At 41.4% G+C, this 21,472-nt stretch carries 24 protein-coding genes; 6 read left to right on the forward strand and 18 right to left on the reverse strand.

Annotated features, from left to right (window positions below):
* Positions 1 to 169: 169 nt before the first annotated feature.
* The 4 genes from J7E35_RS05305 to treP form a co-directional block, all read right to left on the reverse strand.
* On the reverse strand, positions 170 to 1,435 hold the full coding sequence (locus tag J7E35_RS05305) for an alanyl-tRNA editing protein (RefSeq protein WP_353050331.1): 1,266 nt from the start codon (positions 1,433 to 1,435) through the stop codon (positions 170 to 172).
* A gap of 50 nt (positions 1,436 to 1,485) precedes the next feature.
* Positions 1,486 to 1,896, reverse strand: coding sequence for a YugN family protein (locus tag J7E35_RS05310; RefSeq protein WP_214777617.1), 411 nt, complete (start codon positions 1,894 to 1,896; stop codon positions 1,486 to 1,488).
* 205 nt (positions 1,897 to 2,101) lie between these two features.
* Positions 2,102 to 3,787 carry an alpha,alpha-phosphotrehalase gene (gene treC, locus J7E35_RS05315; RefSeq protein WP_214777619.1) on the reverse strand — a complete coding sequence of 562 codons (1,686 nt, stop codon included), beginning with the start codon at positions 3,785 to 3,787 and terminating at the stop codon, positions 2,102 to 2,104.
* Between the two features lie 43 nt (positions 3,788 to 3,830).
* A complete protein-coding gene (gene treP, locus J7E35_RS05320; protein ID WP_214777626.1) occupies positions 3,831 to 5,237 on the reverse strand; it encodes a PTS system trehalose-specific EIIBC component in 1,407 nt (468 codons plus the stop codon).
* A gap of 289 nt (positions 5,238 to 5,526) precedes the next feature.
* Here treP and J7E35_RS05325 point away from each other — a divergent pair, with 289 nt between their 5' ends.
* Entirely contained in the window at positions 5,527 to 5,979 is a 453-nt protein-coding gene (locus J7E35_RS05325; RefSeq protein ID WP_251009447.1) for a YkvA family protein, read from the forward strand.
* 189 nt (positions 5,980 to 6,168) lie between these two features.
* The gene (locus J7E35_RS05330) at positions 6,169 to 6,405 is read left to right on the forward strand and encodes a hypothetical protein (protein WP_214777630.1); all 237 of its coding nucleotides are present in this window, start codon (positions 6,169 to 6,171) and stop codon (positions 6,403 to 6,405) included.
* A 49-nt stretch (positions 6,406 to 6,454) separates the two neighbouring features.
* On the opposite strand, the gene J7E35_RS05335 is transcribed toward J7E35_RS05330, so the two are convergent.
* The 11 genes from J7E35_RS05335 to J7E35_RS05385 all read right to left on the reverse strand — a co-directional run bounded on the left by J7E35_RS05335 (position 6,455) and on the right by J7E35_RS05385 (position 16,000).
* Complete coding sequence (locus J7E35_RS05335; protein WP_214777632.1) at positions 6,455 to 7,324, reverse strand: carbohydrate ABC transporter permease; 870 nt, start codon at positions 7,322 to 7,324, stop codon at positions 6,455 to 6,457.
* A complete protein-coding gene (locus tag J7E35_RS05340; protein WP_214777634.1) occupies positions 7,321 to 8,313 on the reverse strand; it encodes a carbohydrate ABC transporter permease in 993 nt (330 codons plus the stop codon). Before J7E35_RS05340 ends, J7E35_RS05335 begins: the two co-directional genes overlap by 4 nt.
* 299 nt (positions 8,314 to 8,612) lie before the next feature.
* The gene (locus J7E35_RS05345; protein ID WP_214777636.1) at positions 8,613 to 9,905 is read right to left on the reverse strand and encodes an ABC transporter substrate-binding protein; all 1,293 of its coding nucleotides are present in this window, start codon (positions 9,903 to 9,905) and stop codon (positions 8,613 to 8,615) included.
* Between the two features lie 129 nt (positions 9,906 to 10,034).
* A complete protein-coding gene (locus J7E35_RS05350) occupies positions 10,035 to 10,652 on the reverse strand; it encodes a hypothetical protein (protein WP_214777638.1) in 618 nt (205 codons plus the stop codon).
* The gene (locus tag J7E35_RS05355; protein ID WP_214777640.1) at positions 10,636 to 11,163 is read right to left on the reverse strand and encodes an RNA polymerase sigma factor; all 528 of its coding nucleotides are present in this window, start codon (positions 11,161 to 11,163) and stop codon (positions 10,636 to 10,638) included. The genes J7E35_RS05350 and J7E35_RS05355 overlap by 17 nt, the downstream gene beginning before the upstream one ends.
* Before the next feature lie 276 nt (positions 11,164 to 11,439).
* On the reverse strand, positions 11,440 to 11,571 hold the full coding sequence (locus J7E35_RS05360) for a YjcZ family sporulation protein (RefSeq protein WP_213366403.1): 132 nt from the start codon (positions 11,569 to 11,571) through the stop codon (positions 11,440 to 11,442).
* A 36-nt stretch (positions 11,572 to 11,607) separates the two neighbouring features.
* A complete protein-coding gene (locus J7E35_RS05365) occupies positions 11,608 to 11,706 on the reverse strand; it encodes a YjcZ family sporulation protein (RefSeq protein WP_079508178.1) in 99 nt (32 codons plus the stop codon).
* A gap of 186 nt (positions 11,707 to 11,892) precedes the next feature.
* Positions 11,893 to 12,255: a hypothetical protein gene (locus J7E35_RS05370; protein WP_214777641.1), complete on the reverse strand. Its 363-nt coding sequence runs from the start codon at positions 12,253 to 12,255 to the stop codon at positions 11,893 to 11,895.
* Between the two features lie 842 nt (positions 12,256 to 13,097).
* Entirely contained in the window at positions 13,098 to 13,397 is a 300-nt protein-coding gene (locus J7E35_RS05375; RefSeq protein ID WP_214777642.1) for a metal-sulfur cluster assembly factor, read from the reverse strand.
* A gap of 199 nt (positions 13,398 to 13,596) precedes the next feature.
* A complete protein-coding gene (locus J7E35_RS05380) occupies positions 13,597 to 15,069 on the reverse strand; it encodes a UDP-N-acetylmuramoyl-L-alanyl-D-glutamate--2,6-diaminopimelate ligase (RefSeq protein ID WP_214777643.1) in 1,473 nt (490 codons plus the stop codon).
* 202 nt (positions 15,070 to 15,271) lie between these two features.
* Positions 15,272 to 16,000 carry a protein-glutamine gamma-glutamyltransferase gene (locus J7E35_RS05385; protein ID WP_214777644.1) on the reverse strand — a complete coding sequence of 243 codons (729 nt, stop codon included), beginning with the start codon at positions 15,998 to 16,000 and terminating at the stop codon, positions 15,272 to 15,274.
* A 200-nt stretch (positions 16,001 to 16,200) separates the two neighbouring features.
* Between J7E35_RS05385 and J7E35_RS23450 the strand changes: the two genes are divergently transcribed.
* From J7E35_RS23450 to J7E35_RS05400, 4 genes are all read left to right on the forward strand, one after another.
* The gene (locus tag J7E35_RS23450; protein WP_264647658.1) at positions 16,201 to 16,329 is read left to right on the forward strand and encodes a hypothetical protein; all 129 of its coding nucleotides are present in this window, start codon (positions 16,201 to 16,203) and stop codon (positions 16,327 to 16,329) included.
* Positions 16,330 to 16,416: 87 nt separating this feature from the next.
* The gene (locus tag J7E35_RS05390) at positions 16,417 to 16,608 is read left to right on the forward strand and encodes a hypothetical protein (RefSeq protein ID WP_192472973.1); all 192 of its coding nucleotides are present in this window, start codon (positions 16,417 to 16,419) and stop codon (positions 16,606 to 16,608) included.
* A gap of 91 nt (positions 16,609 to 16,699) precedes the next feature.
* Positions 16,700 to 17,119, forward strand: a complete 420-nt coding sequence (locus tag J7E35_RS05395; protein WP_214777646.1) for a pyridoxamine 5'-phosphate oxidase family protein — start codon at positions 16,700 to 16,702, stop codon at positions 17,117 to 17,119.
* 418 nt (positions 17,120 to 17,537) lie between these two features.
* On the forward strand, positions 17,538 to 18,767 hold the full coding sequence (locus J7E35_RS05400) for an NAD(P)/FAD-dependent oxidoreductase (protein WP_214777648.1): 1,230 nt from the start codon (positions 17,538 to 17,540) through the stop codon (positions 18,765 to 18,767).
* Between the two features lie 62 nt (positions 18,768 to 18,829).
* Here the strand turns inward: J7E35_RS05400 and J7E35_RS05405 are convergent, their stop codons facing one another.
* From J7E35_RS05405 to J7E35_RS05415, 3 genes are all read right to left on the reverse strand, one after another.
* Positions 18,830 to 19,396 carry a M15 family metallopeptidase gene (locus tag J7E35_RS05405; RefSeq protein ID WP_214777650.1) on the reverse strand — a complete coding sequence of 189 codons (567 nt, stop codon included), beginning with the start codon at positions 19,394 to 19,396 and terminating at the stop codon, positions 18,830 to 18,832.
* Positions 19,397 to 19,552: 156 nt separating this feature from the next.
* A complete protein-coding gene (locus J7E35_RS05410) occupies positions 19,553 to 20,260 on the reverse strand; it encodes a GDSL-type esterase/lipase family protein (RefSeq protein WP_214777652.1) in 708 nt (235 codons plus the stop codon).
* A 247-nt stretch (positions 20,261 to 20,507) separates the two neighbouring features.
* Positions 20,508 to 21,434: a YsnF/AvaK domain-containing protein gene (locus J7E35_RS05415; protein WP_214777655.1), complete on the reverse strand. Its 927-nt coding sequence runs from the start codon at positions 21,432 to 21,434 to the stop codon at positions 20,508 to 20,510.
* Between the last annotated feature and the right edge of the window lie 38 nt (positions 21,435 to 21,472).

Genomic DNA, 21,472 nt, shown 5'->3' on the forward strand with positions numbered 1-21,472 from the left:
AAAATTTCATTTATAACCAATCGAACTATAAAAAATAGGTTATTAGTCGGCGTTTTTCCTAATTCATCTATTAAAACAATAAATAAATAGATTTTTCGGGTGAAATCACCACTTTAGAACTAAATCTTTTTCCCTTGAATATGTCTATATATTCCATCTTTCATTCAAATTATTGGATAAATTCGGTAACCTTCCGAATGAATTCCTCACCTGAAATTAATCTGCCTCCACCCTGTACAATCGTTTCGTTTCCTCCACCCTTGCCGTCAATGATGGATAGTGCTTGTTTGGACCATTCCTTTAAATTGCCTTCTGCATTCTTCCCTTTAGCAAAGACGAATTGCAGCTTTTCCTCATTTTCAGACGCAAGCAAGATAATCTTGTCTTCTGCATCCGAAACCAGCATCCTGGCTAGATTTTGAAGTTCCTGAATGTTCTTGTTTTGGAAGACGCGGCTGATGATGGACTCTTTTCCTGCCCCGATCATATCGGCTGCTTCATATTTTAATAATCGGTCCTTCATTTCATCAATGGCTTTCTCAAGCTCTTTCTTTTGGCCAAGAAGTCTATTTACTGCTGCACCCATATCCTGTTCTGGTGCATTCAGCAGGGCTGTGAGCTCCTTGATGACTTCATGCTTTTGGCCGAGCTTGTCCAGTACCCTTTGGCCGCAAACAAACTCGACGCGTACCAATTTCTTTTGCCTTTCCCACCCAAGGATTTTCAGCGAGCCAACTTCTGCAGTGCTTTTTGGATGAGTGCCGCCGCATCCATTGTAGTCAAAGTCGGGTATTATGACGAGCCTGACGTTATTCGATACAGATAGCTGTTTCCTGAGCCTGTATTCCTTCAATTCCTCTGTACCAACCCATTTTGTATGAATTGGTCGGTTTTCAAGGATTACCTGGTTAGCGAGCTCCTCCACCTTTTCAGCCTCAACAGCACCCAGAGTTTCTATGTCCAAGTCGATTGTCAGTGTATCTTTCCCAAGATGGAAGCTGACCGTTTTGTATCCATACAGCTCCTCAAACGCAGCCGAAAGAATATGCTGCCCAGCGTGCTGCTGCATATGGTCAAATCGGCGGTCCCAGTCAATTGCCCCTTCAATACGATTTCCATCCTTCAGTTCTTCCTTTATGTAATGGCGAATTTCACCGCCAACCTCCTCAACATTCACTACTTCTATGCCGTTAAGAATTCCTAAGTCGGATGGCTGTCCGCCTCCTGTCGGATAAAAAGCTGTCTGTGAAAGGATTACATAATTCCTCCCAGCTTCATCTTCCTTTTGCGTAATCAGTTCCGCAGAGAATTTTTTTAAGTAGGCATCGTGATAATACAATTTATTTTCCATGGATTTCTTCACGCTCCGATTCGTAAATATGCTAAACAGTATAGCATTTTTTTCAGCAAGCAGTCCTATCGGTATTCTGATCACCAAAACCTACATAAAAACAGCTCCCTATTCCGGAAGCTGTCGCTGTATTACTATATCGTACCTAAGGCCTGCTCTGCCTTGTTGATCAATATCTTTCCTTCTTCTACAAGTCCTTTTGGGAATGGAGCATCCTTATCAGCGGGAGATTTAAATTGGTCAAAAGAACCGGTCAGTGCTCCAATGTTCCCCTCCTCATCGACATCTGTCTGGAATTGATGATCAAGCAGGAATGGAGTCCCGATCTGGACGAAGGTGCCATCATTATCCAATGGACCTCCAGTCGACTTGAATGGAATGCGCACGTACTGGCGATCACCATGGTCATCGTTCATCTTGTAATCAATATATGCATGGTCATATTCCCACTGACCATTGACATTGAAGCCAAGCGGGCCAAGTTTTTGCTTCAGTTCACCCACAGTAAGCTTTTTGCCGTCTATATTGGATTGTATCGGGATCATACTGCAAACCTCATTTCGTAATGGATTGGTATATTAGCTTTTTCCACCCCGAAAAGGTCATCAAACATTCAGCAGCACACTGGGAAAAATATTATAGGTATTTTTAATGATAATCACTAAATCACTACTATATCGTTAATCACCACTACTTTTTGTACAAATATAATAAAAAAAAGCGAAGACCCTTATAAGGCCTCCACTTTTACTATTTCGTTAAATGATATACGATCGATTCGTATGGACGGAGATTGATTACTGATATATCTGCAGATGAATCTTCATAATTGGAAAGCAGGACTTTAGCTTGATAGCCCTCAGCTTCAACGGAGTCTGGCAATTCAAACACAGTGTCTTTTCCATAAAAATTATTGACGACAAGCAGTTTTTCATCCTGTCTGTTCCTTACATATGCAAATATTTCAGGATCTTCTTCATGGATGAGCTGGTAATCGCCATAGGTGATGATGTCATATTGTTTTCTCAGCTGGATCAGTTTTTTATAATGATAGAACACTGAATTTTTATCAGCAAGCGCGTTTTCAACATTTACGGTCTGATAATTCCTGGCAACATCAATCCATGGAGTCCCGTTTGTAAAACCTGCATGCTTTTCTGCATTCCACTGAACAGGCGTTCTGGAATTATCACGTGACTTGCTCTGCAGAATCTTCAGGATTTCCTCCTCGTCCATGCCTTCTTCCAATTTGATATTATAAATATTCAGGGATTCAACATCTCGATAATCCTCAATTCTTTTAAAATAAGGATTGGTCATGCCTATTTCTTCGCCTTGGTATATATATGGCGTCCCCTGCATCATATGGACTGCAGTACCCAGCATCTTTGCTGATTCCAGGTGGTATTCACCATCATTTCCATATCGCGAGACGACTCTCGGCTGGTCATGGTTACACCAGAACAATGCATTCCATCCGCCGCCTTTATGCATCTCAGCCTGCCACAAAGATAAAATCCGTTTAAGGGCAAGAAAATCAAAATCTGCAAGGGTCCACTTGTCACCATTTTCATAGTCAACCTTCAAATGATGGAAGTTAAACGTCATACTTAATTCGTTCCGCTCAGGGTTCGAGTATTTGATGCAATTTTCGATTGTAGTAGAAGACATTTCCCCAACCGTCATGCTGTCATATTTGGAAAGAACCTCAGAGTTCATTTCCTGCAAATACTCATGAACTTTCGGGCCATCAGTGTAAAATTTCCGGCCATCACCCGGCGGTATCGAGCCATCATCATCAGGGAAATCCTGATCCTTTGAAATAAGGTTTATAACATCAAGCCTGAAGCCATCGATTCCTTTCTTGAACCAATAATGCATCATTTCATATACATCATTGCGGAGCTGTTCATTTTCCCAGTTCAAGTCGGCCTGCGTCACATCGAACAAATGAAGGTAGTATTGTCCTGTTGACTCGTCATATTCCCATGCATTCCCGCCAAATTTGGATTCCCAATTAGTCGGAGCACTTCCGTCTTCCTTAGGGTCTTTCCATATATAATAGTTTCGGTAACGGCTATCCTTGGATTTAAGGGCATCCTGGAACCACTCATGCTCAGTTGATGAGTGGTTCACGACTAAATCCATGATTACCTTGATGCCGCGTGAATGAGCTTCCTCAAGCAAACGGTCGAAGTCTTCCATTGTTCCGTATTCTTCATATATCTGATAATAATTTCTAATATCGTACCCATTATCTCTCTGCGGTGAATCATAAACAGGCGTCAGCCATATTACGTCCACTCCAAGTTCCTTCAAATAGTCCAGCTTGGCGATAATCCCTGGCAGGTCGCCTGTTCCATTGCCGGTTGTGTCATAAAAACTCTTTGGATAGATTTGATAGACAACCGACTTTTTCCACCATGGTTCAGTCATGATAAAATATCCACCTCCAACAGGATTTACTCTCTAGTTGCGATTATGCTTCTTTTTTCTTTCTTGTTTTAGCCATTATGAAAGTCAGTACGAATGGTACGACAAGCGCGATTCCCATCCCGATGAAGAATATTCCCCAAAACTCATTGAAAATGGATAGGAAAGCCGGCAGGCCGCCAACACCAATTGATGGTGCCATGACTCCACGGAGTGTAATAACAATTCCGGCAATTGCTGAACCGATGATCGCTGCTATAAATGGATATCTGTAGCGAAGATTCACACCGAACATTGCTGGCTCGGTTATACCCAGCCATGCTGAAATAGCGGAAGTCATAGAAAGACCCTTTAATTTTTCATTGTTTTTATCAGCAAACATCATTGCAAAAGCTGCTGATCCCTGCGCGATATTTGAAAGTGCCACCATCGGCCATAGGAAGGTACCGCCGATTGTTCCTATCAACTGTAAATCCACTGCCAGGAAGGTATGGTGCATACCTGTGATAACGAGCGGTGCATAAAGGCCACCATAGATCAATCCGCCAATAACTGGCGCTGCTTCAAAAATTCCGACAACCCCGTCAGTGATCAAGTTCCCAATTGCAAAAGTGATCGGTCCGATCAGGATGAACGATAGGAATCCTGTTACCAATAAGGCAATTGGAGCTACAGTTAACAACTGGAACGCATCGGGGATACGCTTGCGTAAGAAGATTTCCATTTTCGCAAGTACATAAGATGCTAACAATACTGGCAGTACCTGGCCCTGATAGCCCACTTTCTCGACTGTCAGTCCAAACAAATTCCATGTAGGAACTTCTTCTGCTGCCCCGTAACCCCAGGCGTTCAGCAAATCAGGATGTACAAGCATGAGTCCCAAAACAATACCAAATAGCGGGCTTCCGCCAAATTTATTTACCGCACTCCAGCCAATCAAACCTGGAAGGAACACAAAGGCGGTATTGGCAATTAGATTAATGATGCTGGCAAAATCGGCCCAGCCGGTATAAACATCAATAAATGCCTGTCCTTCGAAGAAGATGTCTTTTCCAGTCAGGATATTATTAATCCCCATCAATAATCCAGCTGTAACAATTGCCGGCAGGATTGGTATGAAAATATCAGCAAGTGTCTTGATTGCCCTTTGGAGAGGATTCAAGTTTTGTGCCGCGGCATCTTTTATTTCTTCTTTCGAAGCTTCACCAATTCCAGTAATCGCAACCATTTCTGCATACACCTTATCAACCAGACCCTGTCCAATTACAACCTGGTACTGGCCATTTGCCGAAAATGATCCTTTTACAAGATCATTATTCTCCAGCTTTTCCTTATCTACCTTACCTTCATCCTTCAAGGCAAAACGCAGCCTTGTTACACAGTGGGTGGCAGCGGCAATGTTTTCTTTGCCGCCGACAGCTTCAACAATTTGTTCAACAGCTTGTCGATCCATAGTTAACTCTCCTCCTGTTACCGTTTTCATTCACTCTAAAAAAAAGACTTTTATAAATCCAAACACTTGTATATACATGTTGTTTGCGTTTTCATTTTACTTGTATATACATGATTAGTCAACTGTTTTTATTCACCCTTTAAAATTCCCAAAAACATTGATTTCAAACAGCCATTTGCCTTATTGCAGCATTCAGGACAAAAATTTACCAGTAACCAGAGATGTTTTGTTAAAAGAAGTAGAAGGGTAAAAATAAGAGATAAGGAATTTTGCAGGAAGGGTGTTGGGAATGTTAGGCACAAAGAATCTCGAAGAAGGTTATAAAAAGTTTGAATCCAAGGCAAGAGAGTATATAAAAAAGCCAGAGAAAACGGATATTTTATTGAAGGATGCCGGTAAAAAGGCTGATGACCATAAAGGTTCCCTTGCTGAGATTTGGGACAACCTGCAGCTGCTGTTCGATTTAGTTGGAGCATGGCGCCGGGGAGAGTACCGGAAAATCCCGACAAGATCTATCGTAACCATTATCGCTTCAATCATTTACTTCGTGTCTCCCATTGATTTAGTTCCAGACTTCCTAATTGGGCTGGGAATCGTCGATGACGCGGCGGTAATCGGTTTTGTTTTAAAACAGATTACTGTTGACCTGGAAAGTTTCCGTATCTGGAAGGAAAATCATACAGCCAGCAATACCATTATTGAAGAAATCCCGTTCGAAAAGAATACGCAAGGCCTTACTTAGCCCGGAAATTCCCGGGCTGTTTTTGTTGGGAAAATTCATGTTCTCCTCCTAGGTCAAAAGTGGCCTTTTAGGGATTAAACACTTTGTCCTATTCTAAATCCATAGGCCGTTCCGTACTTTATAATTAACAGTAAATTTTTTACAAAGTTTATTGTTGCGTTATTTTTATAAAAATAAGGGGGATGAATTATGCAAAAACTGTTTCTGTTGACTTTTGTATTGCTGCTTGTTTTCTCAGGTTCTGTCATTGCCTCTTCTTCACAAAACCAAAATAGGAATGCCAGTCCCGTCGAGGATTACCAGGGTAAAACCGAAGTGAATCCAGATGGGTACACATGCTGGCAGTGTACTAAGTACGTTTATCATAATGGTTATAGAACCTGTGTATCAGGCGTGTGGCTGACAACCTGCCCAGTCATGAATTGATCACAACAAAAAAAGGATGCCGACCTCGGCATCCTTTTTTGTGTGTCCTCTACCCTTTTGTACCTGAAGAGATATTTGAGCCTTCAATAAAGTATTTTTGGAAAAAGAAGAATAACAAAACAACCGGCAATAGAACGGTGACGGACATTGCCATCAAGTAATGCCATTGCGTCTGGACAGTACCCTTGAAGGTTTGCAGACCAATCTGCAGCGTGTACTTGCTTTCATCATTGATATAAAGCAAAGGGCCTAACAGGTCATTCCATGCACCGTTAAATGAAAAGATAGCTACTGTAATCAATGCGGGCTTTGTTAATGGGAGCATGATATGCCACCATATCTGGAGGTGGCCTGCACCATCAAGGACGGCAGCCTCGATGAGTTCATTCGGAATTCCCATCATGAACTGTCGCAGCAGGAAAATGAAAAAAGCGCTGCCTAGGAATGCTGGCACAAGCAATGGCAGATACGTGTCAATCCATCCAAGCTTCGAAAAGAGGATATACTGCGGCACCATTGTCACAAACCCTGGGATAAGCATCGTCGAAAGTACCAAGACAAACAGAGCATTTCTTCCCTTGAATCTGATTTTTGCAAAGCCATATGCAACCAGTGAATTGACAAGTACACTTCCGATTGTGCCGACAGTTGCAAGGAAAATTGTATTTAAAGCCCACCGAGTGAAAGGCGCAGTCTGCCAAGCCTCGATATAATTATTGAAATTGAATTCCTTTGGGAAAAACGTCGGCGGATACTGCGCAATCTCTGCAGGTGATTTAAGTGAAGTTGAAATCATCCACCATAAAGGCATTAAGATTAATGTACTTCCGGCAAGGAGCAGCAGTGTCACGAATGAGAGTCTTACCCTATCTTTGAACTTTTTAGTTTCATAAAATTTTGGTGCTGTCATTGAACTCATTTGCCGTCACCCCCTTCATAGTGCACCCACCGTTTACCGAGCTTCATATTTACCGCAGTCAAAATCATGACAATAATGAAAAGCAGCCAGGCCATTGCAGAAGCATAACCCATGTTAAAGACTTCAAAGGCGTTATTCCACATATGCAGGTTATAGAATAATAGCGAATTTCCAGGTCCGCCACTTCCGTTTTCGGTCATGACATATGCTTCCTGGAAAATCTGGAATGCACCAATTGTACTCGTGATCACATCAAAGAAAATAATTGGAGAGATCATCGGAAGGGTTATATGGTAAAACTTTTGCCAAGGGGATGCACCTTCAATATCAGCTGCTTCATACATCTGAGGCGATACCCCTTGCATGATTGCAAGGTATAAAAGCATTCCCCCTCCTACACTCCACATTTTCATTAACAGCAATGCTGGCTTTGTCCATTCAGGGTCAAACAGCCAGGCTGGACCATCAATCCCGAACCAGCCAAGCATCGTGTTCACCAACCCTGTTGATGGACTCAGAAGCTGCATCCAGAGAAAATATACAGCGACCCCGGATAAAACGGCCGGCAAATAATAAATTGTCCGGAAAAACTTCATCCCCTTGATCTTCTGGTTCAACAGGACAGCCAGTAAAATAGCTCCCGCAGTCGTCAATGGAACAGAGAAAACAACATAATAAAGAGTATTAAAAAGAGAAGTGCGGAATAAATCGTCCATCGTAAACATGCGTTTATAGTTTTCCAAACCAATGAAATTCATTTTTGAAGTAATATTGTAATCTGTGAAACTTGCTGCCAGACTGAATAGCAAGGGACCTAAGGTCAGACCGAGAAACCCAATGATCCATGGTGAAATGAATAAATAACCAGCCAGATTGTCTTTTGCTTTTCTGCTGAGTCCCTTGGTTCTGGCTGCTTCAGCAGCTTGACGTTCCCTTATAACTTTAGACCCAGCTTCTGTGTGCACTAATGTACTATCCGATGACTTCATCGTTCCTAAACCCCCCTCGTTGCGTTTAACTTGAAATTAGCGGCTTTACCGAAAAAACAGCTGTCCATTTTCGATTTTTGCTCTGTGTCCTAAAAATTTTTATCCAGGCTTTTTCCGGTAAACTTTGTTGCCTTCTCAAACCAAAGCTAAACCTGGCAGTTTTTTTACGAATATATCTAATAATCTTACGACAGAATGTTCCCGAATATTGCGGTTACTGAACGGGAATGAAAACCTGATCCCAAAAAGACATTTATCAAAAAGAGAAGGGCGGAATGCGCCTTCTCTTTTTGTGTTTATTACTTCTTCATTTTTTCGATGTCTTCTTCCGCTTCTTCCAATGCTTTTTCAGGTGAAGTTTTTCCTAATAGGGCATTGTCGATATGCGGGTTCAATCTGCTGTGATAATCCGGATACTCTACTGGTACCGGGAACATTTTTGTATGTTCCAAGTTTTTAACTGAAGCTTCATAGACCATCTTGTCAGGTCCCTCAAGTTCATTTAAAGCAGCCTCAGCAGCTTCAATGTTAGCAACATTGTCATAGTTTTTAACCGACCAATACTTTTGTGCTTCAACATCTGTCAGATACTTAATGAAGTCCATTGCTTCCTCTGGGTGTTTCGCGCCTTTCGGAATCTCAACTACAAATCCGCCGCCCTCTGCCCAGTTACCTGAACCTTCCTCGTTTGCAGGAATTGGGGCAACGCCAAATTCGACATCCTGCCCATAATCTCTTAACTGTGTGTAGAATGTTCCTACATCAACCCACATCGCAACTTTTCCTGCAATGAATGGATTTGCCTGTTCACTTCCGAATTCTGCCTGGAAGGCCTGTACCGTGTTTTCTCCGAGGCGTTTCTTCCAGTCAAGAATCCAATTAAGTGCTTCAACTTTTTTCGGAGTATTGATTGTCAACTCTCCATCTTCAATAAAACCCTTGCCGCTATCTGCATTTGTCATCCAGCTGGATGCTCCGACACTTCCCCATAAAGGATAGAATCCTACTCGCTCATAGCGATCGCCATCTTTAACGTCTAATTTCTTTGCGTAATCCTCGAGCTCTGCCCAGGTTGCAGGCGGCTTCTCAGGATCCAGTCCTGCTTCCTTGAATGCAGTCTTATTGTAGAAAAGAAGACGTGTGTCTGTATTGAATGGGACAGCATAAGACTTCCCGTCATACTCGACCGTATCCCATAAATGCGGATAGAATTTTTGTTTGAAAGAATCATCTATATATTGGCTTAAGTCCTCAACCTGCTTGTTTTCAGCACGCTGGGCAACTGTGTTGATGTCGTTGATGATGACATCAGCAGGGTTGCCAGCTGCGACTGAGGCAAGATTTTTTGTCCAAATATCGCCCCATGGCAAGAAAGTATGTTTAACAAACACCTTATCCTGGGAATTGTTATAATCATCAATGATTTTCTCTATAATCGGACGGCGTGTTTCTGATCCCCAGAACGTCCAAAAATCGACTATTACTTTTCCGTCCTTCGTTTTTTCGGCATCTGCTTTTTGCTCCCCGGAGCAACCAGCCAGCAAGCCAGTTAGCATAAATACTGCAATAATACCTGCTAGACCCCTCTTCATATCTCTTCCTCCTGTATATTCAAGTTGATTAATAAGTACAACCCTACTCTTACCACGCCTTTCGACAAACTAAACATTTTCTGTAAGCTTTTGTTAAAAACAGTAGAAAAGACACATAAAAAAACAGATTCAAAATTGAATCTGTTTTTCCATATGTTCAATCATTGAAATCACCTTTACTGCTTTACTTGCCTCTACTTTATATACCCGTTGTTCTTTAATTCTTTGTATATATACATTTCCTTCACTAATCCATAATTTACATTTATCTGGTTTCCTGCCATCATAAATTAACAATAGATCATATCCACCCTCCATCACAGGGGCATCTTTCACGGTGTTTCCGCCGTTGATCGTCTCATTCATGGTTGCCAGCCAACTTGCTTCGTCAATGATCGAAACTCCTTTTCTTGTCAGGTTGGCGTGAAGATTGAAATGGTCATTTGAATCGGATCTAGTGAGATACGTAATGACAATTTCGCTAGCCGCAAATATCTCTGATGTATTGAGAGCGGCTGCTCCCTCCTGGGCAGGAGTTTTGATTTCTGCCAGAAGGTATGCTGCGCAAACTAATATCATCACAAACGTCAGGAGACTGCCTGTCCAGTTTCTTGCTATGTAATGAGCTGGCCCCTCCGGCCGTCCGGTCCGAACGATTGTATTGTAAGTTTTTCGCTTTTGAATTTCAGACCTTGGAATGTGGCTAAGGCTCTTGAAGCTATCTTCTAGTTCAAATGATTTCTTCAATTATTTCCCCTCTTCTCTTTAACTCTTTTTTTAAGGCAGCCATTGCCCGGGAAGTAGTAATTTTCACTTTGCTTTCGCTCCAGCCAAGAATCAATGCCGTTTCCCTTATCGAAAATTCTTTGATTTTCCTTAAAATCAATACCTCCTGGTAGCTCAGCTTCAGAGCTTTGATTCCCTTGTAAAGGAGTGATGTCTTCTCCCCTTTTACAATGATTTCGACAGGCGATGGCTCACAGGATTGAATGGCATACTTATCCAATGAAAAAAAGCGCAATCTTCTCCCTCTCCTTAAGTGGTCGAAAGCAACATTCCGGGCAATTTTCACGAGCCATGTAAAAATTTGTGAATCACCGTTGAATTGATGGATATGCTTGTACACCCTTAAAAAAGTTTCTTGGGTCAGATCCTCTGCGACTTCCTTCTTGCCGGTCAATAACAGGAGATAGCCATATACCTTGTCACTGTATTCCTCGTATACCTTCTGGAAATGAATGCTGTAGTGATCACTCAAAATTCTCCCCCCTTATACAGACAGTTAGACGAACGAGCATAAAAAAAGAATCACTTATTTTCGGAATATTTTTAATTTATTTAAAAATACCAAAAATTCCTCCTCTTTTCATCGACCTAATTGACTAACCAGGAGTTTTTCTGTATCAGATTAGGAAAAAGACGATTTAAAGTGATAACAGTTTGCGGCAGGGATTTTACTATTATGTAAAAGAAAAGAGGCTGTCAAAAGGTCACAAGCAATGACCTTCTGAAGCAGCCCCTTTCCATAGTGTCATTAGCGATAGCATGCGCAGCCGACGATGATTAAGAGGATAAACAGCACAACGATCAAAACAAATCCGCTGCCGTATCCAGCTCCTCCTACACCGTAACCGCCATATCCACAGCATCCGCCGTATCCGTACATGATAAAACCTCCTGATGAAGTTTACTTATACAAAGTTTAGTAACCGAAACCCCAAGAAGCTCCGATTATGATTAAAAGAATGAACAATACTACAAGCAGGGCGAAACCGCCGCCATAGCCACATCCATCAGACATCGTAACAACCTCCTTTTTTTGTGTCCCTATATCCTATTCAGGTCAGGACATTTGTGCAATTAAACAGCGCAAAAAATACTAGCCCAATTAGAAAAGTGCAAGCATGTTGGTCAGCCCCGACAAGCGCTGGCACACAAACATAAAAAAAAGAGAACCTAGAGTGGCCCTCTTCTTTGCAGTTGGTGCCTATCCTATTTTCACATGGTTTTCTTGGGTTTCATTTAGAAATTCATATGTAATCAAAGGTTTGACCGGTATTTCCAGCCATCTTGACACACCATTATTGTTCACTTTTTCTCTGTACACCGGCTTACAATCTTCAAGCAGACATAGTTTCAAGGTCTCAAAGCCGCTTAGTTGCTGAACCGCTTCCTCGATTTCTTTTTTCTCTTCCGCAGTTGCAAGAACGTTTTCTTTCTTCGGCTCAAGCAGGACCACAATCAATTCTTTCCGCATTTGTTTTTCCAGTTCCATTCTTGCGAAAGCGAGTTTTTTTAAAGTCCTGTTCAACTGCCACATGCTGATTCCAGCTAATTTTTTATAGATCATTCTAATTGCCTCCAATTTGCCCCCAACTTCTATTCTAAAAGACAATTCGTTTGAACGTAAGATTATATTAGGGTATGGGAAAAATTCCAATGAATGTTATTAGGATTTCAATTTGTTATTAAAGAGGAGCATCAAAACCGTACTTATTAAAGTTTGTATTCATTAAAAAGAGCAGCCTGAGTTTTGGCTGAACCGGGAATGACAAAATCACAAGCTTTAGCCGGCTTTTTGTCCGAACCTGGCTTCACTTCAGACAAAATCACGAGGTTGAGTCGATGTTTTGTCCGAACCCGGCGTGACTTCGGACAAAACTACAAGCTTGAGCCGGCTTTTTGTCCGAACCTGCCTTCACTTCGGACAAAATCACAAGGTTGAGCCGGAGTTTTGTCCGAACCTGGCGTGACTTCGGACAAAATCACAAGCTTGAGCTGGCTTTTTGTCCGAACTTGCCTTCACTTCAGACAAAAATACGAGGATGAGTCGATGTTTTGTCCGAACCCGGCGTGACTTCGGACAAAACTACAAGCTTTAGCCGGCTTTTTGTCCGAACCCGCCTTCACTTCAGACAAAATCACAAGGGTGAGCCGGAGTTTTGTCCGAACTAGCCTTCACTTCGGGCAAAATCACGAGGATGAGCCGATATTTTGTCCGAACCTGCCTTCACTTCGGACAAAATCACAAGGGTGAGCCAGAGTTTGGTCTTAACCTGGCTTCACTTCCGTCAAAATCTTAAAAAAGTATAGTCCCTTCGCTTTCAGCTAGAGTCTCTATCCTCAACACAGCCAAAACAATAAAAAAAGACTGCAATAAGATCGCAATCTTTCAAGTGATTCTAAAGAGTATTACAGGTCCAGTAAATATTTCGCGTACTTGGACATCCTGTCTTGTGTCCATTTTGGTGCAGAGACCATCTTGATATCTATATGCTCGAGGCTGTCTATCTGTCCAGCCAGATGTTCACGGGCAGAGAGGGCAATATAATCAGCAAGCATGCAATCTTTATTCCTTGTAGTCATAACGATTTCAACATCTTTATCATCCTTGACACAGACTTCATAGACGAGGCCCAGGTTCACAATATCTACTCCCAGCATTGGTTCTTCTACTTCCTCAAGCATTTTATAAATTTCTTTTTTATCCATATTGAGTACCTCCTCCCATAATCGTCAGGTCAATTATCTTGCTTACTTATATCATAAGAGATGCCGAAAAAATATTGGAGTGACACTCTTCACATTTCATATTATTGTCATTAATTGAAGGTAAATTTGTGTCAGTTTACAGGAAGTGAGTTTAAAATCCTAAAAAAACAGGCTGATTGTATATCAGCCTGCTTGGCATTCACCCAATTACCTTTGCCTTATTGTGCAGTTTTTGCAAATATAACAGTGTTTCTTTATCTGATGATGTAGGAAGTTCATATATCGACTGATACTCCTCTGGTCCTTTACCAGTGATGAGAATCCACTCACCCATCCTGGCATTATCCCAGGCATTTCTGATCGCCAGGGTCCTGTCTGCAATGACTCTTCCTTTATTCATGCCAAAGCGTTCATTCAATTCCTTTAATTCACTGGCCATCTCTTTTTCAGAAATTCCGTTCAGGTCATCGAAAGTCAAGGTGAATTCATCACTCATTGCGGCTGACGCTTTGACCATATGCTCTCTTTTGGTTTTGTCGCGCTCTCCGCGGAAGCCGAATATATGCTTTATCTTAACTGCTTCATGCTCTTGGGCTGCTTGAAGACAGTATTCAATCGCATCCTTTGTATGTGCATAGTCGACAATGAAAGTAGCACCTTCAGGATGGGAGATCATTTCGAACCTTCCAGGCACGCCAGGGAAAGTTTTTAGCGCCTCAGCAATCATATCAGGACTTATACCGATTTTCACAGCTGTCAAAAAGGCCATTGCTGCGTTATAGACATTGTGGAGACCAGGTGATGGGAAAGTCAAAGGATAAGTGATTCCTCCCATTTTAATCTCAAATCTGGTTTCCCCATTCAATTTTATGTCCTCGATTTTCAAATCATGGGAGTCATCATAGCCCATTGAATATACAGGAATTCCTTTAGCTGATAATATACCAGTCAGCTTGTCTCCCCACTCTCCAAGCCTGCTTACAACCGCCGAACCATCTTTTTTCATGTAATTATACATCAATGTTTTTGCCTCGAAATAGTCCTCAATTGTCGGATGGTAGTCAAGGTGGTCATGGGATAAATTCGTGAACAAACCATAATCCAGCTCCAGCCCCTCAATTCTGTATTGCTTCAGGGCATGTGATGACACTTCCAGAACAACAAACTCATCATTGCTTTTCGAAATCAGCTCCTGTATTTGCAAAGCATCCGGAGTGGTATTGGAAGGCTTGTACACCTCATCATTTATAATATAAGACACAGTGCCGAGCAGCGAGCAGCCTTTGCCTGCAAACTCAAGAATATGCTTTAAAATATAGGAAACGGTCGTTTTTCCATTTGTCCCCGTAATCCCAATCACAGTATGCTTCCTCGACGGATGTTGATAAAATGCGCTCGCTGCCCTTCCGAGTGCCAGCCTGCTGTCAAAAACCTGAATATACGGGACAGAAAGATTAAGATCATTTTCCCCTATAACGGCTGCTGCACCATTGTCTATGGCTTCATCAATAAACTTGTGCCCATCTATTTGAAACCCTGTAATTGCTACAAATAAATCTCCTGGCTTCACTTTACGAGAATCCATCTGAATTCCAGACAATTCAGGGTCAGCATCATTCATATATTTTTTTAAACTGCCGCCGAGTGCTTCAAGCACCTTGCTTAATCTCATTTCCAAAACTCCCTTTTTAACATACCTATAAATTCCACATCCGGAATTAGAAATGTATATATTATGTCTCTTTTTATATTCCCCCAATTCATAAAACTATGCCTCGTAAATGATACAAGAAATTCTATTTTAAAAAATGAGTAAAAAGAAATAGAAAAAAAGGCCGGCAATTTAGCCAGCCTTTTACTATTCTCGTGGTTTTTCACTTGGAAAACTGGGACAAATATTTAAAATTCAGCCTGCTATGCTGTTGTAGCATAAATGCCGAGGTAGTAGAGCCTTTTTTCCGAAGTGTATTCAGGGCTTTGACCATTTCCTCAGCTGTACCAATCCCTATACCATGTCCATAATATAATCCATTTCCAAGGACAACTGCATTTTCTCCGCGCCAAATAGGTTTATCAAAATCCGGATTCATGAAATAAACGACATCGCCGGGGATAAACTCATTCCCTTCTAAAGTGATGATGGCCAAATCAGGGTCATAATTCCAATTCCAAACGAGCAGTCCCCTGAATAAATAGTTGAAATCCGACAACCTTATAGAATCCAGGACAGCTTTGTAAAAAATGACAACCATTGCCGTGGAGCACTCAAAAGCATACTCCTGACCATTTTCAAAAATATCATTGATTGCGTCAGAAGGGCGTACATTTGGATTTAACAGATAGCCCATGGGTCCTTTCGTCCAATAAACTGGATTGAATCTTGAATATTTGAAGGAAGTAAAAGCTACAGAAGCATCCTTAAGCTTTAATGCCGCTTCAATGATATTCCCGCGAAGCTTTATTTCAAAAAGAAGCTGAAAGGTTGTGTCATACTCGAACATTGTCAGGCTATTGTCTAGTTGGTCGTATATTTCCTTCTGTTTCCCAGACAGATTCTGCAGCATCTGGCCGCTTGCACCATCTGGAAACCGGATGATGATCATCACACTCCCCCTCCATATTCCCTTAGTTACGCATACATTCTAACTATATGAAGGTGAATGGCTGAAAAGACATTGGAGTGAATTTCAAAAATATAGTTCTGGATTATTTGGGCAATGACTCCACCAGGGTGGCAACGTTTGTTTTAATTATCAATAAAAGGGTATTTTTATTATTATCACAGCGACAAGGAGGCTTTATTATGACAGAAAAGAATCAAAATAAAAACGATGGTTCAGTTGAACAGGAAAATAAGAAGGCACACAACAAGGATATTGAGCCTCAAAGGGATCCAGTAAAACCTCAGGAAGAATCAAAAACTGACAGATAACCTTGAGCTAGTACGTAAATAAAGGGAGAGGTGATCACCGTGGGAAAAGAAAATAAGAAGAACATTCCAGTTGATAATACCCAAAACATGGACAATCCTGAGCAATATGAAACAACGACGAAAAGTCTTCATGACAAGTTCAAAAGTGAATTGACTGTTGATCCTATTCCGATGGAGGACCTTAATCAGGAAAAACATGAAGAAAAGGATGGCCATCACTCAAAGGATTCATCCTCAAGCGAAAAGAAATACAATGTAGATATCGACAACGAATTATAATAATCGCCCTGGTAATCCCAGGGCCTTTTTTGGTTTATGCAGCTTTAGAAAGAGAATATTAAAAACAGGTACAAAAAAAGGAGGAATCCATATGGATAGTCAAAAATTGAAAGAAAAAATCACTCAGGTTCTCGGTGAATCAAAGGTTGGCACGCTGGCGACAGTAGTGGATAACAAGCCGCACTCCCGCTACATGACTTTTTTCCACGAGGACTTGACAATGTACACACCGACAAGCAAAGAAACGTACAAAGCGGAAGAGATTGAACGAAACCCAAATGTCCATATCCTGCTTGGATATGAAGGAGAAGGGATGGGCGACGCCTATATCGAGGTCCAGGGAAAAGCCTCAATCCGTGAAGATCAGTCACTTAAGGAAAAATTCTGGAATGATAAGATGAGTAAATGGATTGAGAGTCCTAATGATCCCGACTTCATTATTCTGGAAGTAAAACCAGAAACCATTCGGTTGATGAACGATACCGGAGAACCCGAAACAATGAATTTATAATTAAGCGCTTTTCTCAAGCAATGTTGCTATTGAATACAAAATAGCATTGAATGACCTGTTTTTCTTCGCAAAGTTAACTTTAATGTGAGAAAAGAGCATGCAAACTCAATACCGACATGCAAAATGGCCTTATATACGTTAAAATCGGCTTTAGGATTTTAACAACAAGGTTTACGAAAACAACCTATAATTATTTTCAGGGGATGGAGCTATTCCATCTCCTCCTTTTTTGGATTATCTGTCAAACTTTTGTTGAATTTAAATAATAAATGCGTATTTATAAAAATTGAAATATCGTACTCTATTGGTAGATAATATTTGTGAAATAATTCACAAAACAATACAACTGGAATTTTTTTATTTTTTTACCCTGACATGTGAATATTTTCACAATAATAACAAGAAAGAGGGAACAACGATGCAAACTCCAAAAATAGTCATTCTAGGTGCGGGATATGGCGGCCTCATAACCAGCAGACAGCTTGAGAAGAACCTGCGGAACGGCGAAGCTGATATTACTTTGATCAATAAACATGACTATCACTATATTTCTACTCAACTTCATAAGACTGGTGCGGGCACTGCCTTGGACGAAAAAATCACCTTACATATACCTGAACTTTTAAAGACAGATAAAATAAAATTCAAAAAAGGAGCTGTACACGGTGTAGACTTTACTGAAAAGAAAGTACAGCTGGAGTCTGGTGAATTTATTGATTATGACTACCTGATGATTGGTCTTGGTTTTGATGTGAGTACGTTCGGAATTCCTGGAGTGGAAGTAAATGCTTTTAAAATCAAAAGCTTCAGGAGCACGAAGGCCATATACAACCATATGCTCAGACAGTTCGCTGCGTATATGGAGGATTACGACCCTTCAAGATTGACTTTTGCTGTAGCCGGTGCCGGTTTTACGGGAATCGAAATGATTGGCGAACTTGTAGAAGCCTTGCCCAAGCTTTGCCTTAAATATGATATCCCTAGGTCGGCAGCGAGAATAATCAATATAGAAGCTTCACCAACAGTTCTCCCAGGATTTGATAAGGAGGCCATTGATTTTACAGAAAGCTATTTAAGAAAGAATGGCGTTGAATTGATGACCTCAACGAAGATTCTTGAATGTTCTCCAACTTCCATCACATTGGACAACGGCGAAGAACTTCCGTCAAGGACATTGATATGGTCTGGCGGCGTCCGCGGCAATACCCTGCTTGAAAAGCTGGATTTACCCATTTCGAAGGGCCGCATCATCATTGATAAGTTTTTGCGGGTAAAAGGAATGGAAAATGTCTTTTGCATCGGGGACGCTGCACTGTTCTTGAAAGATGACGGAACCCCACTCCCTCCGACTGCCCAGGTGGCCATTCAACAGGCAGAGGTGTGCGGACCAAATCTAGTCGCTATCTTGAGAGGTAAGCAGCTTAAAGCATTCGAATATCACCACAAAGGTACAGTTGCTTCCATCGGCAACAAAGCAGCAGTGGGCAAAGTCTTCGGCCTGAAAATCAGCGGGTTATTCGCTGCCTTAATGAAGCAGGTAATCGAAGCCCGCTACCTCTTTGTACTTGGCGGACCTGGATTGGTCATCAAGCAATTCCTTAAGGTTGGCAATCCACATTCAGAGTTGGCTATTTCCAAACAAAAATAATTGCTTTTCAATAAATCATTGCAACCTTAAAAGCATCGGTGCCCAAAGGCCCGATGCTTTTTCTAATTTTGCGATGCTGTCATCGCGTCTTCCGGCGGGCGCTTTCCGCGTTTCAGGTCATTGATTGTCAGGTCAAAACGCATTTCCAGGTGGGGATAATCCTTAAAGTGTTTCCAGTCTCCTCCCCACGTAAATCCGAGCTCTTTGGCAATGCCTACTACTTCCATCCAATCAGATTTCCCATTTTCATTTCCATCATAAGTAGTATCCCAAAGGGCTTTTCCTTGTTTATTCAATAAAGCGAAATCGATTGCCAGGCCAAAATTATGATATGAGTCCCCGCCTTTAGCGTGTGTCACTATTTGTCCTTCTTTTGATCTTCCCTTTTCATATAATTGATTCTGTTCCTCAAAACTCCGGAACCCATCGGTCACCAGGACCCTGATCCCTTTCTCTGCTGCCTTCTGGATCAGCACATCCTTATTTTTCTGGACAACTGGATGCAGGTCCTGCGGCAAAGGAACATTTTCATTGATTTCAGGCTTGGTTAGGAATTGATAATATAGCAGGAGCGCAGCCAAAATCAGCAGGAAAGTGATGGATGCGTTCCCAAGCAGTTTTATTTTCACGAAAAAATTCCTTTCAGCTTTTCTTTTAATCTATTATATTACGAATTTATTGCATACTTGGTTTCATGGAAGTTTTTTGAAAACCGAGAAAAACCCGGCAATGTTTTTTGCCAGGCATTATATTATTATTGAAGCAATTTTTCGCATTTCAGAGAGCTATTCGAACGTGTAACTTTCTAAAATACGGTCGGCGATCAGTTTGTAGCCTTTATCATTTAAATGCAGCGAGTCACTGAAATACTGTTTTTTATCTCTTCCTTTGAACAGGTCATTGGTTGGAATGAAAACAACCTGTTTTTCGCTTATAGAGGCTTTCCTTATTTCCTTATTCCAATCATCAACCACCGCTTCAATTTCAACGCTGTCGGGATAGGGATTATAGAGGCCAAGCATCAGGATCGGTGCTTTCTCGTTTCCTTCCGTCAAAATATTGAGAATCGCATTCAGGTTTTGCAAATATACGTCCTGCCCTTTCTCTATTTTTTCAGGCTTCAGATTTTCTAAATTACCACCATTGCTATTGATCAAGTCATTCGTCCCGATGAAAAGAATAAAATAGTCTGCTTCATCAAGCTTCCCTCTAATACTGACATTAGATAGCTGGGTAAGGATTCCAGAAGATTCAAGACCATAAATGGCTTCATTGTCAAAGTTATAATCCTCTTTGTGTTGGTAATTCAACTTGGTTTGCAGCGTATCGATATAGCCGGAGCCTTTTTGATCACCATAACCATAGGTGAGCGAATCGCCGAATGCAAGAACCAGCCTGTCTTCTTCCTCTTTTTCAGGATTGACCATACTGAAAGCAGCCAGCATGGCGATTATAATGATAAGAGATGAGATGAGTAATGTATTTTTCTTCATGTTGTACCTCTTCCCTAAGTCTTTATACCTTATTACCCAGGATGAAATGAACATGAAACAAGAAGAATCCACCATTAAACTTCTTCTTGCTAATGCTTCGCCAACGTGTTATATTTATCAAGCGATGAGCTGAATTGTGTAAGCCGACAGACGCTCCTTTATGGAAATGCACGATGTGGCGTGCAGTCAGTCGCCTCAATACGCAGAAAAGACGCCTTTAAGGCGTCTTTTCTTATTATTCTGGAATTTATTTTCTATCCTTATAGCCGTCACGATACATACCTGATGGATTATTGTAGCCGTCACGGTCTAAATCAGTCGAATTCTTAAGTGAATCACGATTGCGGTCACGGTCTGCTTCATTGACGAGACGATCGTCATCAGCCTCCAGATGAGCCTCCTCATGCTTTACACTTTCCACGACTTGTTCAGTATCTGTCACTTCTCGCTTACCGATGACAAGCTCTTCAGAAACAACCGGTTTTTTTGTAACCTCTACCTTCTCTTCCATGATTGGTACACGGATTGTTTCATCATCATCCATCGCAGCATCAGTTGCGGAAGCAGTCTCATTCACATTACGTCTTTCCACGTAAACTTCCTCACGAGTGACAGGGATGTTAACCTTCTGCTGCTCTTCTACTACTTCCTTGTGAATTTCAACTTCACCTGCCTGTACCCTTTCCTTGGATACATCCAGCTGCTCTTCTCTTAACCTTAATGTCTGCTGGTCCGTATCATCATACGTTCCTGTTACTTCTGATGTATCCGTAACATAGCCTGTTTCTTCTACATCAAGTCCAGATGCAGTCGTTTCAGCTAAAAGAATGATACGTCCGTTTCGCACATCCTCTTCATATTCTCTTGCAGCATCATCCGTTAAGCCAGCACCAACCAGACGGTCAGAAACTGAAGGCTCATTGCCGCCAAGATTTCTGTCACCATCAAAGGCTGTCATCAAGCTTTGCCAGAAACCGCCTTCCTTACGGTCGTCAGTATCCGTTCCGATATTTTCAGTCGTTACGCCCGTTCTGCTTTCAAGTGCAGTAGTAACATCGTTCGTATCACCAATGATTGAGAAATCCTGAACGGCATAGCCGTTGTTTTTATATTCTTCAATTGCTTCAATAAGTTCTGTTTGATTATCATAAACTCCAACTACTTTTTTAGCCATTTTAAATTCCTCCATTTCAATTTGTGATTCATCCGGTT

The sequence above is a fragment of the Bacillus sp. ISL-45 genome (assembly GCF_018613195.1).
Lineage (GTDB): Bacteria > Bacillota > Bacilli > Bacillales > Cytobacillaceae > Mesobacillus.